Annotated in this window: 17 protein-coding genes; 11 read left to right on the forward strand and 6 right to left on the reverse strand. The window is 69.2% G+C overall.

Features of this window, described 5'->3' with window-relative positions:
• Nucleotides 1-83: 83 nt before the first annotated feature.
• Together KHC23_RS04610 and KHC23_RS04615 are read right to left on the reverse strand one after the other, a co-directional pair.
• Nucleotides 84-1,409: an ATP-binding protein gene (locus tag KHC23_RS04610; protein WP_213369994.1), complete on the reverse strand. Its 1,326-nt coding sequence runs from the start codon at nt 1,407-1,409 to the stop codon at nt 84-86.
• Between the two features lie 10 nt (nt 1,410-1,419).
• Nucleotides 1,420-2,139 (reverse strand): response regulator, encoded by a 720-nt coding sequence (locus KHC23_RS04615; protein WP_213369996.1) that lies wholly within the window; start codon nt 2,137-2,139, stop codon nt 1,420-1,422.
• A gap of 262 nt (nt 2,140-2,401) precedes the next feature.
• On the opposite strand from KHC23_RS04615, the gene KHC23_RS04620 reads away from it, so the two are divergent.
• From KHC23_RS04620 to KHC23_RS04635, 4 genes are read left to right on the forward strand one after another with little or no spacing between them, the layout of a single operon-like run.
• Entirely contained in the window at nt 2,402-2,674 is a 273-nt protein-coding gene (locus tag KHC23_RS04620) for a hypothetical protein (protein ID WP_213369998.1), read from the forward strand.
• A 39-nt stretch (nt 2,675-2,713) separates the two neighbouring features.
• A complete protein-coding gene (locus KHC23_RS04625) occupies nt 2,714-3,916 on the forward strand; it encodes an efflux RND transporter periplasmic adaptor subunit (protein ID WP_213370000.1) in 1,203 nt (400 codons plus the stop codon).
• Nucleotides 3,913-5,076 carry an ABC transporter permease gene (locus KHC23_RS04630; protein ID WP_213370001.1) on the forward strand — a complete coding sequence of 388 codons (1,164 nt, stop codon included), beginning with the start codon at nt 3,913-3,915 and terminating at the stop codon, nt 5,074-5,076. The genes KHC23_RS04625 and KHC23_RS04630 overlap by 4 nt, the downstream gene beginning before the upstream one ends.
• On the forward strand, nt 5,073-5,771 hold the full coding sequence (locus KHC23_RS04635; RefSeq protein WP_213370003.1) for an ABC transporter ATP-binding protein: 699 nt from the start codon (nt 5,073-5,075) through the stop codon (nt 5,769-5,771). The genes KHC23_RS04630 and KHC23_RS04635 overlap by 4 nt, the downstream gene beginning before the upstream one ends.
• 52 nt (nt 5,772-5,823) lie before the next feature.
• Here the strand turns inward: KHC23_RS04635 and KHC23_RS04640 are convergent, their stop codons facing one another.
• The 3 genes from KHC23_RS04640 to KHC23_RS04650 all read right to left on the reverse strand — a co-directional run bounded on the left by KHC23_RS04640 (nt 5,824) and on the right by KHC23_RS04650 (nt 9,295).
• Complete coding sequence (locus KHC23_RS04640) at nt 5,824-6,609, reverse strand: sulfite exporter TauE/SafE family protein (protein WP_213370005.1); 786 nt, start codon at nt 6,607-6,609, stop codon at nt 5,824-5,826.
• Nucleotides 6,609-8,300 (reverse strand): bifunctional protein tyrosine phosphatase family protein/NAD(P)/FAD-dependent oxidoreductase, encoded by a 1,692-nt coding sequence (locus KHC23_RS04645; RefSeq protein WP_213370007.1) that lies wholly within the window; start codon nt 8,298-8,300, stop codon nt 6,609-6,611. The genes KHC23_RS04640 and KHC23_RS04645 overlap by 1 nt, the downstream gene beginning before the upstream one ends.
• 71 nt (nt 8,301-8,371) lie before the next feature.
• On the reverse strand, nt 8,372-9,295 hold the full coding sequence (locus tag KHC23_RS04650; protein ID WP_213370009.1) for an MBL fold metallo-hydrolase: 924 nt from the start codon (nt 9,293-9,295) through the stop codon (nt 8,372-8,374).
• 99 nt (nt 9,296-9,394) lie between these two features.
• Between KHC23_RS04650 and KHC23_RS04655 the strand changes: the two genes are divergently transcribed.
• The 7 genes from KHC23_RS04655 (at nt 9,395) to KHC23_RS04685 (ending at nt 12,919) form a co-directional block, all read left to right on the forward strand.
• The gene (locus KHC23_RS04655; RefSeq protein WP_213370011.1) at nt 9,395-10,048 is read left to right on the forward strand and encodes a peroxiredoxin; all 654 of its coding nucleotides are present in this window, start codon (nt 9,395-9,397) and stop codon (nt 10,046-10,048) included.
• Between the two features lie 5 nt (nt 10,049-10,053).
• Nucleotides 10,054-10,446: an ArsR/SmtB family transcription factor gene (locus KHC23_RS04660; protein WP_213370013.1), complete on the forward strand. Its 393-nt coding sequence runs from the start codon at nt 10,054-10,056 to the stop codon at nt 10,444-10,446.
• 117 nt (nt 10,447-10,563) lie between these two features.
• The gene (locus KHC23_RS04665; protein ID WP_213370015.1) at nt 10,564-10,782 is read left to right on the forward strand and encodes a YgaP family membrane protein; all 219 of its coding nucleotides are present in this window, start codon (nt 10,564-10,566) and stop codon (nt 10,780-10,782) included.
• A 4-nt stretch (nt 10,783-10,786) separates the two neighbouring features.
• Nucleotides 10,787-11,668: an MBL fold metallo-hydrolase gene (locus tag KHC23_RS04670; protein ID WP_213370017.1), complete on the forward strand. Its 882-nt coding sequence runs from the start codon at nt 10,787-10,789 to the stop codon at nt 11,666-11,668.
• A 55-nt stretch (nt 11,669-11,723) separates the two neighbouring features.
• On the forward strand, nt 11,724-12,074 hold the full coding sequence (locus tag KHC23_RS04675) for an ArsR/SmtB family transcription factor (protein ID WP_213370019.1): 351 nt from the start codon (nt 11,724-11,726) through the stop codon (nt 12,072-12,074).
• Nucleotides 12,071-12,499 carry a YeeE/YedE family protein gene (locus KHC23_RS04680; RefSeq protein ID WP_213370020.1) on the forward strand — a complete coding sequence of 143 codons (429 nt, stop codon included), beginning with the start codon at nt 12,071-12,073 and terminating at the stop codon, nt 12,497-12,499. Before KHC23_RS04675 ends, KHC23_RS04680 begins: the two co-directional genes overlap by 4 nt.
• Nucleotides 12,500-12,502: 3 nt before the next feature.
• Entirely contained in the window at nt 12,503-12,919 is a 417-nt protein-coding gene (locus tag KHC23_RS04685; RefSeq protein WP_213370021.1) for a DUF6691 family protein, read from the forward strand.
• A 259-nt stretch (nt 12,920-13,178) separates the two neighbouring features.
• Here the strand turns inward: KHC23_RS04685 and KHC23_RS04690 are convergent, their stop codons facing one another.
• Nucleotides 13,179-14,534: a ferredoxin reductase family protein gene (locus KHC23_RS04690; protein ID WP_213370022.1), complete on the reverse strand. Its 1,356-nt coding sequence runs from the start codon at nt 14,532-14,534 to the stop codon at nt 13,179-13,181.
• Between the last annotated feature and the right edge of the window lie 37 nt (nt 14,535-14,571).

Here is a 14,571-nt window from a genome sequence, read left to right on the forward strand (position 1 = left end):
GGCTTTGGTCCTTTGCCGTTGAGGAGGCGGCAAGGGTGGGCGGCCAAGGTGTCTCCGCTCGAACGGCGGCATGTCGATTTGTATCAGGCCGGCGGTTCCGCCCGCGGCAGCCCGACCCGGACGGCGAGCCCGCCGCGGCGGCTGCTGCCGAGCTCGATGCTGCCGCCGTGCCGCTCGACCAGCCGGCGGACAATGGTCAGGCCGAGACCGGTCCCGCCGCTGTCGCGGTTGCGCGACGCCTCCAGCCGATGGAACGGCTCGAAGACGCGCTCGCGCTCCTCGGCCGGGATGCCGGGGCCTTCGTCCTCTATGATCAGAACGGCATGCGAACCGCCCGTCTCGATGCCGGCGAAGGCGCGATCGCCATAGCGCAGGGCGTTTCCGACGAGGTTGGCGATGACGCGCCCCAGCGCCTTGTCGCCCATGGCGACATGCACCGGGCCGGCCGGCACATCCAAGATGATGCGCTCGTCGTTCTGCTCGTCCGCGTGGCGGCGCAGCGCGGCGGCGAGATCGGCGCAGGCCGGCTCCGCTGGGGCGAACGACTCCTGCGCGAAATCGAGCGTATCCTCGATCAGCGCCTGCATGGCCTCGACATCGGCGATGGCGCCGGCCCGGTGGCGACTCTCGGGCATCATCTCCACGCGCAGGCGCAGGCGGGTGAGATAGGTGCGCAGGTCATGCGAGATCGCGCCGAGCGTCAGCGTCCGGTTGCGCACCAGGGCGGCGATGCGCTCCTGCATCGCGTTCACCGCGCGGATCAGCTTGCGCAGTTCCGGCGCGCCGCGCTCGGGGATCGCGACGGGGCCGATGCTCTCGCCGACCCGGTCGACCTCGCGGGCGAGGCGGGTGATCGGCCGCATCTCGCGGGCGACCGCCCCCAGCGCGGCAAGGGCGACGACGACGCCGAACAGGCCGGCGAAGAAGCCTATGGGCACGCCGAGCAGCCGGACAGTGACGCGGTCCTCGACGTCGAGCCAAAGATAGCCGCCGCCGGCGAGCTCGACATAGACGCTCAGCGTGCCGCCGCGCCCGCTCTCGCTGCGCCCCTCGAGCCGCGCCCAGACCTGCCGCCCCTCCGCCCCGCGCAGCGCCAGCGCGGCCCGGATCGTCCGCTCGACCCGGATCAGCCCGTTGATGCGGTCGAGACCGGGAGGCAGAGCGGGGATGATCGAGGCGGTACGGCCGCTCTCGCTGAAGGCCTCGAGCACGGCCGGCCGGAGGTCCAAAGGCACCTTGTCGACCAGCAGGACCAGCGAGGCGACCTGCCGCGGTAGCGAGGGCGAGCCCTCGCCGAGCGTCCGGCGCCCTTCTCCGGCCCCGAAATAGAAGAACAGCGCCAGCAGTTGTATGGCGAAGAGCGCCACCGCGACGATGAGGATGATGCGGGCGAGCAGGCCGAGGCGCATGGGAACCGTCTCAGGCCTCGCGCACATCGGCGGAGAACAGGTAGCCGACGTTGCGCACGGTGGTGATCGGCTGCTCGGCTTCGCCCAGGCAGCGGGACAGCTTGCCGCGTAATCGCGAGACGGTGACGTCGATGGTGCGGTCGAACGGGTCGCCGCCGGCGCGCCCGCGCGTCCAGTCGAGCAACTGGTCCCGCGAGAGCACGCGGCCGGGCCGTTCGAGGAAGCAGGTCAGCAGGTCGAACTCGGCAGTGGTAAGATTCACGCGGTGCCCGGCCTCGTCCACGACCGTGCGTGCGTCAAGGTCGGCGACCAGCTCGGCGAAGCGCCGACGGCGCCGCTCCGGCGCGCCGCTCGACAAGGGACCAGACGCACGGCGCAGCAGGGCGCGGATGCGCGCCAGCAATTCACGCGGATTGAACGGCTTGCCGAGATAGTCGTCGGCGCCGATCTCCAGCCCGACAATGCGGTCGATGTCGTCCTGCTTGGCGGTGAGCATGAGGATCGGCACCCGGCTCTTTGCCCTCAGCCGCCGGCAGATCGACAGCCCATCCTCCCCTGGCAGCATGAGGTCGAGGATGACGAGATCGGGCATGCCGCGCACCAGCGCACGGTCCATCAGGGCGCCGCTTCCGACCGCTTCGACGTCATAGCCCTCGCCGCCGAGGAAATCGACGAGCAGGCTGCGAATGTCGCGGTCATCCTCGACTAGAAGCACTCTTGCGGCTGTCATGGCGATGGCATGACAGCGACGGCGGACCCGCACAAGCCGTACCGCCGGTGTCGATACAAACTGCAACAAAAAGCCCCTGCGTCGAGACACGGGCGCAAAAAGCCGCGGTGATTCTCCGCACCGTCGCCGAGCACACCACACCCGTTCCCGGCGGCATGGCAGGCGCGAGCCTGCTCACCATGGAGCCCGTCGCGGTCGGCCGCCCCCTAGCCGGGCGGGCTCCATGGTCCTGCGACCCCACTCCCACAAAGGAGCTGACATCATGGATCGTGCCTTCTTCCTCCGCGCCGGCCTCGTGCTGGCGTTCGCCACCCTGCTCGGCGCCGCCTTCGCCGGAGCCGCCTCGGCGCAGAACCTCTCGCGGGCGCAGATGCAGACCGTCCGCGCCGCCTGCGAGGCGGACATCCGCGCTACCTGCCCCGGCGTGCAACCGGGCGGCGGGCGCATCCTCCAGTGCATCAAGGCCAATCCCGACAAGATCTCCCTGCCCTGCAAGGACGCGCTGGTCGCCGCCAAGGCCGTGCCCGCCCAGTGACCGGTCCCGCCGGCCACCCTCCCATCGGATACCCTTGTCATGAACGTCCAACCCGGCCTCGACCAGTTCCTGTCGCTCGAACCGCCACCCCCGCGTCCGCGGCGCCGCCGCGGGGTTAGGCTCGCCGTTCTCACGGTGGCGGTTCTGGCGATCGGGTTCGTCGGCCTGCGCTACTTCTATCCGCATGCGGTGGAGGGCGAGATTCTCCGGCTGGGCATGCTGAACGTCGAGCTCCAGGGGCCCGGCACGCTGTCGGCGCTGACCGAGGTCAGCGTCGGCAGCCGCATCCAGGCGCGCATCGAGGAACTCGCCGTCGATCGCAATGACATCGTCACGAAGGGCGAGATGCTCGCCCGCCTCGCCTTCGACGACCTCAGCGGAGAGCTCGACGCCACCGAAGCGAGTGCCCATGCGGCCGGGCGTGCGGTGAGCGCCGCGCAGGCGGAGCGCGACCGCGCCGTTGCAACGCTGGAGAAGGCGCGCGCGACGCATGAGAGGCAGGTCGCGCTGCTCGCCAAGGGTGTCGCCAGCGAGGCCGGGCTGGAAGATGCCCTCGCGGCTCGCCGGCAGGCCGAAGCGGACCTCGCGCGGGCCGGCCGCGCCATCGAACAGGCTGAAGCCGAGCGCGATGCCGCAATGGCTCGCATCGCCGTCGCCCGCGCCCAGCTCGACGACAGCGTGCTGCGCGCACCGATTTCCGGCGTCGTGGTGTCGCGCGCGCGCCATGTCGGCGAGGTGCTGACCCCGGGCAGCGAAGTGCTGCATCTCGTCGATCCCGCCAGCCTCGTGCTGACCGCACGGCTGGATGAGAGCGGCATATCCGCAATCCTGCCGGGACAGGAGGCGCGCGTCACCTTCGCCCGCGCCGGGAACGCGATTCCGGGTCACGTCCTCAGGCTCGGGCGCGAGGTCGACGAGGAGACCCGGGAATTCGAGGTCGACATCGCACTCGATTCGCTTCCCGCGAACTGGGCGCTCGGCCAGCGCGCCATGGCGCGCATCATGGTCGAGCGGCGCGGCCCGGTGCTGACCGTACCGACGTCGTTCCTCGTATGGCGCGACGGGCACCCGGGCGTGTGGGTCGCGAGCAGTTCCCGCGCGCGCTGGCGGGAAGTGGCGCTGGGCGAGAGCGGCGCGCAGCGCGTCGAGATCAGGCGCGGCCTCTCCGCCGGTCAGAGGATCCTGAAACCCGTGGACCTCTATCCCTTCATGCGCGTGCGCCTTGCCGGTTCCGCCATATGAACCTGGCGCTGAAGGACACGCTGCACGCCCCGACCCGCTTCGCGCTGACCGCCCTCGGCGTCGCCTTCCTCGTCATGGCGGTGATCGGCATGACCGGCCTCTATCGTGGCATCGTCGAGGATGCGCTGCTCATCCTCGACCGGATCGATGCCGATCTCTGGGTGGTCCAGGGTGAGCGCGCGGGCCCCTTCGCCGAAGGCTCGGCGGTGGCGGCGGACATGGACCGGCGCGTCGAGGGCGTGCCAGGCGTCGCGGATGTGCGGCGCTTCACCCAGTTCAGCCAGCAGTTCAGCTTCGCCGGCACCTCGCGCCGCGCCACCGTGACCGGCGTCGACGTGCCGCGCGACGACGGGCACTGGCTGCCGCTCGCCGAGGGGCGATGGCTGAGCGGGAGCCGCTACGAGGCGGTGGCGGATGCCAGCACCGGCCTCGTGATCGGCGACCAGGTCCCGCTCGCGCGCGACACCTACACCGTCGTCGGACTCACGCGCCACATGGTGGACTCGGCCGGCGACGGGCTGCTTTTCGTCGGCATCAACGATGCGAGCGTCATCGCGCAGCGCCGCACCTCGGAAGAAATCCATCTGGCCCGGGCGGCTAGGAATGGCGCCGTGGTCGTCACGGCCGATGCGAGCTCGGTGGCGCAGGAGAGCAAGATCGCCGCGGTTCTGGTCCGGCTCGATCCTGCGGCCGATGCCTCGCATGTGATCGCCGCCATGCAGCGCTGGGGCGACGTGCGGGTCATGACCACCGGCGAGCAGCGCGACCTGATGCTCAACGCCCGGCTCTGGAAGCTGCGCCTGCAGATCCTGACCTTCACCGGACTGATCCTCATCATCACCGCAATCGTGGTGTCGCTGATCGTCTACACAATGACCATCGAGAAGCGGCACGAGATCGCGCTGCTCAAGCTGATCGGCGCACGCGAGAACGTCGTGATTGGCCTCATCGGCCAGCAGGCCGCGCTCATCGGCATCGCCGGCTACGTCCTGGCCATCGGCCTGTCCTGGCTGATCTTCCCGCTCTTCCCCCGCCGCGTGGTGATGTTGCCGTCCGACCTCGCACAGATCGCGCTTGCGCTCGCCCTCGTCTGCGCCGCCGCGGCGTGGGTCGGCATCGCCCGCGCCTCGCGGGTCGGGGCGCGGGAGGTGCTGTCGTGAGCGGAGCACCCGTGCTCTCGGTGCGGGAGCTCTCGCGCCATTACGCCACCGGCGCGGGAATGGTGCGGGCGCTCGACGGGGTGTCGCTGGACGTCGCAGCCGGCGAGCTGGTCGGCATCTTCGGTCCCAGCGGCTCGGGCAAGAGCACCTTCCTCATGCTGGCCGGGCTTCTGGAAAACCCGACCTCCGGCGAGGTCTGGCTGGCGGGCGAGCGCGTCTCCCATGCCGGCGCCGACCTCGACGCGCTGCGCGAGACGCGGCGCAGGCGCATCGGCTTCGTGTTCCAGAAGGCAAATCTCATCCCGTTCCTGTCGGCGGTGGAGAACGTCGCGCTCAGCCTCGAAATCGCCGATGTGAGCCCTGCCGATGCCCGCGCCCATGGGAGGCGGCTGCTCGCCGCGCTCGATCTCGCGCACCGCGCCGATCACCTGCCGGCAAAGTTGTCGGGCGGCGAGCAGCAGCGCGTGGCGGTGGCGCGGGCGCTCGCCAACACGCCGCCGCTCATCCTCGCTGATGAGCCCACGGCGGCGCTCGACAGCGTGCGGGGCCGTCAGGTGATGGAGATCTTCCGCCGCATCGCCGGCACGCGGGGAGCAGCTGTCCTCGTGATCACGCACGATCCCCGCTCGACCGACCTGTTCGATCGCATCGTCCATTTCGAGGACGGGCGAATGCGCGCAAAGAAGACGGACTAATCGATGATGTTCCGACGAGCCGCGCTTGGCGCCTGCCGTTAGCCGAGCCAATTCAGGCCAGCAGGGCCAATGCGCTTTTGAACAGCATATAGGTCGCGACCACGAAGATCAGTCCGGCGAAGATGGTGGCGAGGCGGCCGGTGCGGCCGGCGAGGTGGCGGGCGAGCTTCATGCCGCCGACACTGCCGAGCGCGCCGCCGGCAATGAACATGAAGGCCAGCGGCCAGTTCACGAGCCCCGACAACGCGTAGTTGATCGCCGTTGTCAGGCCGAACGCGGTCACGGCGACGAGCGAGGTGCCGACGGCGTTGAGGATCGGCATGCCGGTCGAGCCGATGAGGCCCGGCACGATGAGGAAGCCGCCGCCTATGCCGAAGAAGCCCGAGAAGGCCCCGGTGCCGAGGCCGAAGCCCAGCACTTTCGGCGCCTTCTCGCGGTTGCATTCCGCGCCCGGCTCGCCAGCATTGCCGCGCCCGCGCAGCATCAGCACTCCGACGACCAGCATGAGCAGGGCGAAGAGGAAGAGCAGCTTTTCGCCGCCCACCATCTTGCCGAGGCTCGATCCGGCGAAGGCGCCGACGACGCCGGCGGCGGCGTACATGCCGCCGCAGCGCCACTTCACCGTGCCAGTCCGCGCATGATTGAGCAGACCCACCGCGGCGTTGATCGCCACCGCGAAGGCGCTGGTGCCGATGGCGACATGCGGGTTGCCGACGCCGACCAGATAGACCATCAGCGGCACGGCGAGGATCGAGCCGCCGCCGCCGACGAGGCCGAGAGTGAAGCCGACGAGCACGCCGGCCCCGCCCCCCAGCGCATACTGGATCGGCTCGAGCATCAGGCCGCCTCGTTCCGGCCCGGAGCGGGGATCGGCTCCGGCCCGCAGAGCCACTCGCGGCCCTTCAGCATGGCGTGCCAGTAGATCGGCGGCAGCATGCGGTCCTTGAGGAACCAGGCGAGGCGGGTGGGACGCGTGCCGTCGAGGATCCATTTCGGGAAGGTCGGCAGCAGCACGCCGCCATAGCCGAACTCCGCCAGCACGATCTTGCCGCGCTCCACCGTGAGCGGGCAGGAGCCGTAGCCGTCATACTGGGCGGCGGGTGCCTTCCCCTCCAGCGCCGCGAGCACGTTTACCGCCACCACCGGCGCCTGCTTGCGCGCTGCCGCGGCGGTCTTGGCGTTCGTGGTGTTGGTGGCGTCGCCCAGGGCGAAGACGTCCGGATAGCGCATGTGGCGCAGGGTTGCCGGATCGACGTCGATCCAGCCGCCGGCGCCGGCCAGCGGGCTGGCGGCGACGAAATCGAGCGGCTTCTGCGGCGGCACGGCGTGGAGCATCTCGAAGCCCCGCTCCACCCGCTCGACGGTGCCGTCGGCCCCCTTGCGCTCGAAGGTCGCCACCTGGGCATCGCCGTCGACGGCCACGAGGCTGGAGCCGAAATTGAGGTCGATGCCGTAGCGCTCGACATATTCCATCAGCGCCGGCACATAGGCCGGCACGCCGAACAGCACGCCGCCGGCATTGTGGAACTCCACCTCCATGCGCGGCAGGAGGCCGGCCTCGCGCCAGATGTCGCAGGACAGGTACATCGCCTTCTGCGGCGCGCCGGCGCATTTGATCGGCATCGCCGGCTGGGTGAACAGCGCCCGGCCCGGTTTCACCGAGCTGGCGGCGCGGAAGGTGTAGGGCGCGAGGTCGAAGCGGTAGTTCGAGGTGACGCCGTTGCGGCCGAGCGCCTCCGGCAGGCCTTGTATCGCCTCCCAGGCGAGCCGCAGGCCCGGCGCCGCCACCAGCGCGCGGTAGCGCACCGACGAACCGTCGGCGAGGGTGACGTCCTTCGCCTCCGGAGCGAAGCCCGCCGCCGCCTGCCGGATCCAGGTGACGCGGTCGGGCATCACCGCGCCCATGGGAACGCGGGTGGTGTCCGGCTGGAACACGCCGGCACCGACCATGGTCCAGCCCGGCTGGTAGTAATGGCATTCGGCCGGCTCGACGATGGCGATGTCGAGCGAGGGGCGGCGCTTGAGCAGGCTCGACGCCGTGGCGATGCCCGCGGCGCCGCCGCCGACGATCACGACGTCGTAGGTCTTCGGCGCCATGCCCCGGCCGTCGCCGGCGCGCGCGGCGAGACGCGCACGCTGGCCGGAGACGTCGATGCCAGCGACATCGGTCAGGGCAAGGATCTCCGCCGGGGTCCGCCGTCCGGCCTCGGCGAGCGCCCAGAGGGTCGCCGCGCGCGTGCCGCTGCGGCAATAACCCAGCACCGGACCGGGGAAGCGGTCAAGCACGGCGCGCATCGAGGCCACATCCTCGTCGGCATAGCTGCCCGGCGTCACCGGGATGTAGACGAAGGCCATGCCGTGCGCCTCAGCAAGACCGCCGGCCTCGGCGGCGGTGAGCTGGTTCGGCTCCTCGTCGTCCGGCCGCGTGCATATGACAGTGCGGAAGCCCGCCGCGGCGGCCGCGGCGAGGCCGGCGTGGTCCACCTGGCCGGTGACGTGAAAGTCCGGCGTGATCTGCTTTGGCGTCATGGACGTTTCCTCAAATTTCTGGGCGGACGGTCGTGGGTTGGCCGACGTCCGCCTTGTCGGGATGATGCGTGTCAGAGCGTGTCGAGCGGCAGCTTGAGGTAGCGGCGGCCGTTCTCTTCCGGCTCGGGAAGATTGCCGGCGCGGATGTTCACCTGCACCGAGGGCAGGATCAGCTTGGGCATGGCCAGGGTGGCGTCGCGCCGCGTGCGCATGTCGACGAAATCGTCCTCGTCCACGCCGTCGCGCACATGGATGTTGCCGGCGCGCTCGGCGCCCACCGTGGTCTCCCACTCATAGGTATCGCGGCCCGGCGCCTTGTAGTCGTGGCAGAGGAACAGCCGCGTCTCGTCGGGCAGCGACAGCAGGCGGCGGATCGAACGGTAGAGCTGGTGCGCGTCGCCGCCGGGGAAGTCGGCACGGGCGGTACCGAAGTCCGGCATGAACAGCGTGTCGCCGGTGAACACGACATCGCCGATCACATAGGCCATGTCCGCCGGCGTGTGGCCGGGAACGTGCAGCACCACCGCGGGGATGGACCCGACGGCGAACGTGTCGCCATCTTCGAACAGCCGGTCGAATTCGGAGCCGTCGCGGGCGAATTCGGTGCCGAAGTTGAAGATCTTCCCGAACACGTTCTGGACGGTGATGATCTCGCGCCCGATGGCGAGCTTGCCGCCGAGCTCGCCCTGGATATAGGGCGCGGCGGAGAGGTGGTCGGCATGGGCGTGGCTTTCGAGCAGCCAGTCCACCGTCAGGCACTCCCGCTTCACGAAGGCGATGATCGCATCCGCCGAGGCGGTGGAGGTACGGCCGGACGGCGCGTCGAAATCCAGCACGCTGTCGACGACGGCGGCCCGCCGGGTGGCGGGGTCGTGGATCACATAGCTCGCCGTGTTGGTCGGCTCGTCGAAGAAGGCTTCGACCGCCAGGCGGTTGTCGCTCGCGCGGGCGGCGCGGATCTGGGCGGCGGCCTGTTCGAGATGCGGATCGGACATTGGCGTTCCTCCGATGGTTTCATGAATTTCATATTTACATAATGTGTGTAATTGTAAATCCGTGTTGCATCACTTTCTCGCTGAGGGCAATCAGAGGGCATGACAGGGGAGCTTCCTTCCGAGAGCCGATCCGCCCCATCCACGCCGCGCCCGCTGCGGATCGGCGACGCCGCTCCGGTGTTCAGCGCCCGCTCGACGCAGGGACAGATCCGGCTGACCGACTATCGAGGCCGCTGGCTGCTGTTCTTCTCGCATCCGGCGGACTTCACGCCGGTCTGCACCAGCGAGTTCATCGCGCTCGCCCGGCTGGCGCCGCAGTTCGAGGCGGCCGGCTTCGCCCTGCTGGGACTCTCCGTGGACAGCCTGTTCTCCCATATGGGCTGGCTGCGGGCGATCCGCGGCGCCTTCGATGTCGAGGTGCCCTTCCCGGTGATCGAGGACACCTCCCTCGTCATCAGCCGCGCCTATGGCATGCTCGACGAGACGGCGCAGGATTCCTCGACGGTGCGGGCGAGCTTCTTCATCGACCCGGACGGCATCGTCCGCGCCATCAGCTGGTATCCGATGTCGGTCGGGCGTTCCGCGCAGGAGATGCTGCGCCTCGCCGCGGCACTGAAGCGCGTCGAGAAGGGCGATGCCGTGACGCCGGAAGGCTGGCAGCCGGGCGACCCCGTGCTCCGGCCGCTCAGCGACGAGACACTCTTGTCGGACGACGACCCCGCCTGGTTCTGCCGCACCATCGAGCCGAGGTGAGCCTCATGCCGCTGACCCGCGAGGAAGCCGAGAAGGCCGTCGAGAAGCTCCGGATCTACAGCCAGCCGCAGCGGCTCATGATCCTTTCCTATCTGCAGGCCGGCGAGATGACCGTGGGCGAGATCGACGCCGCCACCGGCATTGGCCAGCCGGCGCTCAGCCAGCAGCTGGCCGAGCTGCGGAAGGGCGGGCTCGTCGCCACGCGACGCGCCTCGAAACAGGTTTTCTACCGGCTCGCCGACGCAGGCGTGGTGCAGTGCGTGCACAGCATCGAGGCGCAGTTCGGCTGGGCGATGCCGGCCGCCGGCCCTGCCCCCGCCCAGCCGCCGCCGGCGCTCCCCGCCGGCGGACGGCACTCCAACAGGGAAGCCGCCGTCTTCGCCCGGATCGTGTCCTAAGACCACACGCGATACGCGCTCCCATGTCCGAATAATTACGGATTTATGATTGCATTTTTTTGCAATTGATATACATCGTTGGAAGCGCGACGAACCTGCCGCGCTGGGAGTGAACCCATGGCTCGCAATCTCGGAAATTTCGACCGCGCCCTGCGCGTCGTCATCGGCATCGCCCTGCTGTCGCTGCTCTTCGTGCTGGAGGGCGGCCTGCGCTGGATCGGCCTCGTCGGCTTGGTGCCGCTGCTGACCGCGGCGGCCGGCAACTGCCCGCTCTATTCCGTCTTCGGGCTGTCGACCTGCCCACTGCGCACGCGCAATGACCATGCCCGGGGCTGAAACCATGACCCACACGCCCGAAGTGACCGGCTTCTTCGACCCGCGCACCTGGTCTGTCCAGTATGTCGTCGCCGACCCGGCGACCAAGCGCTGCGCCATCGTCGATCCGGTCTATGACTTCGACGAGAAATCCGGCCAGACCGGCTCGGCCAATGCCGATCGCCTGCTCGATTTCGTGCGCAGCAAGGGCTATGAGGTCGAGTGGATCCTCGACACCCATCCCCATGCCGACCATTTCTCGGCGGCGCACTACCTCAAGCAGAAGACCGGCGCGCCGACTACCATCGGCGAGTATGTGAAGAACGTGCAGAAGCTCTGGAAGGGCTTCTACAACTGGCCGGACTTCCCCGCCGACGGCTCGCAATGGGACCATCTCTTCGCCGACGGCGACACGTTCAAGGTCGGCGGGATCGACTCGAAGGTGATGTTCTCGCCGGGACATACACTGGCCTCGATCACTTATGTGATCGGCGACGCCGCCTTCGTCCACGATACGCTGTTCATGCCCGACAGCGGCACCGCCCGTGCCGACTTTCCCGGCGGCAGTGCGGGTGTGCTGTGGCGGTCGATTCAGGCCATCCTCGCGCTTCCCGACGAGACCCGCGTCTTCACCGGCCACGACTACCAGCCCGGCGGACGCGAGCCCCGGTGGGAATCGACGGTCGGAGAGCAGAAGGCGACGAACATCCATATGGCGCGCTGCAGCACCGAGGAGGAGTTCGTGGCCCTCCGCGAGGCGCGCGACCGCAGCCTCGCCATGCCCAAGCTTATCCTGCAATCGTTGCAGATCAACACCAATGGCGGGCGGCTACCCGAACCGGAATCGAACGGGATCCGCTATCTTAAGATTCCACTCGACCTGCTCACGGGAGCGGCCTGGGACTGAGACGACAAGCGGACTGAGACGACAAGCGGACTGAGACGACAAGCGGACTGAAACGATGACCGAGACGCTGGCGCCGGATGCCGCCGACATGAAGGCGAAGGTCGGCGAAGCCTCCGCCTTCCTCAAGACGCTGTCGAATCCCGACCGGCTGCTGGTTGCTTGTGCGCTCGCCCATGGCGAGCGCCCGGTGCGCGAACTGGAGGACCTGCTCGGCATCCGCCAGCCGGGCCTGTCGCAGCAGCTCGCCGGCCTTCGCGAGGCCGGCCTGATCGTCGGACGGAAGGAAGGCAAGCAGGTGTTCTACCGGCTCGCCGATCCGCGCGTCGAAACCTTCATCACCACCATGCACGCGCTGTTCTGTGCGCCCGACGCACCGACGGCGAATGTGCGCGAGAGTTTGCCATGACCGAGTTCACCCCCATCGCCTCGCTCGTCGGCGGCATGCTGATCGGCCTCAGTGCTGCCTTGCTGGTGCTGCTGGAAGGGCGAATCGCCGGCATCAGCGGCATCGCCGTCCGGCTGCTCCCGCCCTGGCGCGACGGCCTGTTCGCGCAGCGACTGGCCTTCGTCGCCGGTCTGGTTGCCGCGCCCCTCCTCGTGTCCGCGGTGACGGGAACACCCGTCGTGCAGACGGTCTCGGCCGACCTGGCGCTCATGGCGGTGGCCGGGCTGCTGGTCGGCTGCGGCTCCGTATGGGGCGGCGGCTGCACCTCCGGCCATGGCGTGTGCGGAATGGCGCGCCTCTCGCCGCGCTCGGCCGTGGCGACGCTCGTCTTCATGAGCACGGGTTTCCTCACCGTGCTCGTCATGCGCCATGTACTCGGGGGCTGAACCATGTCGATCCTCGTCAATCTCGCCCTTGGGCTCCTGTTCGGCATCGGGCTGGTGGTCTCGGGCATGAGCAATCCTGCCAAGGTGCTCAACTTCCTCGATCTCTTCGGCACCTTCGATCCCTCGCTCGCCTTCGTGATGGGCGGGGCTGTGATTGTCGCCTTCATCGGTTTCCGTCTGACGCGGATGCGAGCGGCCCCCCTATTGGCCCCGGCCTTCCAGCTGCCGACGCGGCGCGACATCGATTCGAGGCTCATCGTCGGGCCGGCGCTGTTCGGCATCGGCTGGGGCCTTGGCGGCTTCTGTCCGGGCCCGGCCTTCACCGCTCTCGGGCTTGGGGCGGCGGGGACGCTCGTCTTCGTGCCGGCCATGCTCGCGGGCATGTGGGCAGCGCGGATGCTGGCCGAACGGACCGCTTGAGAGACGAGCCATTCACGCCGGTCACGCGAAGTCTCTCGATCGACGAAGGCGCGCAAATCGCCGCTCCCCGGACCGGTCGCGTCAGGATCGCGAGCGCCGCCCGCCTGCCAGACGCGAACGGCCCGCTGCCAAGCGATAACCGACGAGCGGCATCCGGATCATCCGTCCCGGACCCACCGAGAGCCGGCCCATCACTGCAAAAAGGACGCAGATACGCGCGACCAGCCGCGGCCATTCTGAATTGCCCAGAACCGGTCGTTCACCGCATGTCGAACAACTCCTGATGGAAGCGATCCTCGACGGGAAAGCCGTGAGCGGCGAAGTCCTTCCTTAGCGCGGCTCCGAAGCCGGCGGGACCGCAGAACCAGATGCTCGCCTCGCGCCAGTCCGGCACTTCCTCGCGGATGCGGGCGCCGGTGAGCCGGCCGTCACGGGCACTGATCAGGACATGCAGGCGCACATTGGCGGCCCGCGCGTCCTGCGCGATCTTCGCGAGCGCCACCTCGTCGACATCGGTGGTGGTGTGGAACAGGTCTGCCGTCTGGCCTTCCGGCCAATCGGGCGCGTCGCCGCGCAGGGCCATATGCTTCAGCCGCGCGATGAACGGCGTGATGCCGATGCCGCCGCCGACCCAGATCTGGTTGCGGCAATCGTCGTCGAAGGTGAAGCAGCCATAGGGCCCTTCCACCTGCACCTCCTGGCCGGGACGCAGTTTCTCGCGCAGCCGGCTGGTGTGGTCGCCCAGCTCCTTGGTGATGAAGGCGATCCGCGGACGGTCCGGATGCCAGCCGGAGGCGATGGTGTAGGGATGCGCGCCTTCCGACGCGTCCGACATGGCGAAGGCGAACTGGCCCGCCCGGTGCCCCGGCCAGCCGGTGGGCACGTCGATGATGGTCTCGAGCGCCTTCACGCCCGGATAGTATCGGAACTCGGCGATCCGCCCCGTCACCTGTCGCGCCGCGCCCACGCGGCGCAGCAGCACGATCCCGGCCGCATAGGCGCCGCCGGCCAGAAGCAGGGCCGTCGCGACGCCGAGCGGCGTCATCCAGTCGGCGAAATCCAGCAGCACCACCGCGTGGAACACCAGCACCAGATAGACGACCGCCAGCAGGCGGTGGGTCTTGTAGAACCAGCGGTAGGGAAAGGCGCGGATCAGCGCCAGCGCGATCAGCACCACAGCGGCATAGAAGGCCCATTCGCCGATGCCCTCGGCAGTGCCGCGCAGGCCTGCGAACAGGGCCTCCACCGGGTCTGCGGGGGCCGGGCGGGCGCCGCCCCGCACCGGCCGTTCCAGCAGGCCCCAGCCCACCGCCCATTTCGGCCCCTGCGCCCACAGCCAATGGACGATGGCGACGACGAGCGCGGTGATGCCGAGCCATTTGTGGAGGCGGTACATCTTGTCCAGCCCGCCCATCCAGCGCTCGGGCCAGCGCGGGCGCAGCGCGAGCATCATCGCCACGCTCATGGCCGCGATCGCGAGGACGCCGGTATATTGCACGGCGGCCGCTCTCGCCGCGAAGAAGCCGCTCGACTGGAACACCTCCGGCTCGGCCGCGACCCACAGTACGGACATGAGGGCGAGGACGGCGAAAAGGGCCAGCTTGATGTGTCGCATGTCTCACGCTCTCTTCCATGCTGCGGCGGGCCGCCGC

The organism is Ancylobacter dichloromethanicus (assembly GCF_018390645.1).
GTDB lineage: Bacteria > Pseudomonadota > Alphaproteobacteria > Rhizobiales > Xanthobacteraceae > Ancylobacter > Ancylobacter dichloromethanicus.

What these genes read in the sequence shown, in the direction of transcription:
- KHC23_RS04610 (WP_213369994.1), bottom strand. Translation starts at nt 1,409, where the DNA reads ATGCGCCTCGGCCTGCTCGCCCGCATCATCCTCATCGTCGCGGTGGCG.
- KHC23_RS04615 (WP_213369996.1), bottom strand. Translation starts at nt 2,139, where the DNA reads ATGACAGCCGCAAGAGTGCTTCTAGTCGAGGATGACCGCGACATTCGC.
- KHC23_RS04620 (WP_213369998.1), top strand. Translation starts at nt 2,402, where the DNA reads ATGGATCGTGCCTTCTTCCTCCGCGCCGGCCTCGTGCTGGCGTTCGCC.
- KHC23_RS04625 (WP_213370000.1), top strand. Translation starts at nt 2,714, where the DNA reads ATGAACGTCCAACCCGGCCTCGACCAGTTCCTGTCGCTCGAACCGCCA.
- KHC23_RS04630 (WP_213370001.1), top strand. Translation starts at nt 3,913, where the DNA reads ATGAACCTGGCGCTGAAGGACACGCTGCACGCCCCGACCCGCTTCGCG.
- KHC23_RS04640 (WP_213370005.1), bottom strand. Translation starts at nt 6,609, where the DNA reads ATGCTCGAGCCGATCCAGTATGCGCTGGGGGGCGGGGCCGGCGTGCTC.
- KHC23_RS04645 (WP_213370007.1), bottom strand. Translation starts at nt 8,300, where the DNA reads ATGACGCCAAAGCAGATCACGCCGGACTTTCACGTCACCGGCCAGGTG.
- KHC23_RS04650 (WP_213370009.1), bottom strand. Translation starts at nt 9,295, where the DNA reads ATGTCCGATCCGCATCTCGAACAGGCCGCCGCCCAGATCCGCGCCGCC.
- KHC23_RS04655 (WP_213370011.1), top strand. Translation starts at nt 9,395, where the DNA reads ATGACAGGGGAGCTTCCTTCCGAGAGCCGATCCGCCCCATCCACGCCG.
- KHC23_RS04660 (WP_213370013.1), top strand. Translation starts at nt 10,054, where the DNA reads ATGCCGCTGACCCGCGAGGAAGCCGAGAAGGCCGTCGAGAAGCTCCGG.
- KHC23_RS04665 (WP_213370015.1), top strand. Translation starts at nt 10,564, where the DNA reads ATGGCTCGCAATCTCGGAAATTTCGACCGCGCCCTGCGCGTCGTCATC.
- KHC23_RS04670 (WP_213370017.1), top strand. Translation starts at nt 10,787, where the DNA reads ATGACCCACACGCCCGAAGTGACCGGCTTCTTCGACCCGCGCACCTGG.
- KHC23_RS04675 (WP_213370019.1), top strand. Translation starts at nt 11,724, where the DNA reads ATGACCGAGACGCTGGCGCCGGATGCCGCCGACATGAAGGCGAAGGTC.
- KHC23_RS04680 (WP_213370020.1), top strand. Translation starts at nt 12,071, where the DNA reads ATGACCGAGTTCACCCCCATCGCCTCGCTCGTCGGCGGCATGCTGATC.
- KHC23_RS04685 (WP_213370021.1), top strand. Translation starts at nt 12,503, where the DNA reads ATGTCGATCCTCGTCAATCTCGCCCTTGGGCTCCTGTTCGGCATCGGG.
- KHC23_RS04690 (WP_213370022.1), bottom strand. Translation starts at nt 14,534, where the DNA reads ATGCGACACATCAAGCTGGCCCTTTTCGCCGTCCTCGCCCTCATGTCC.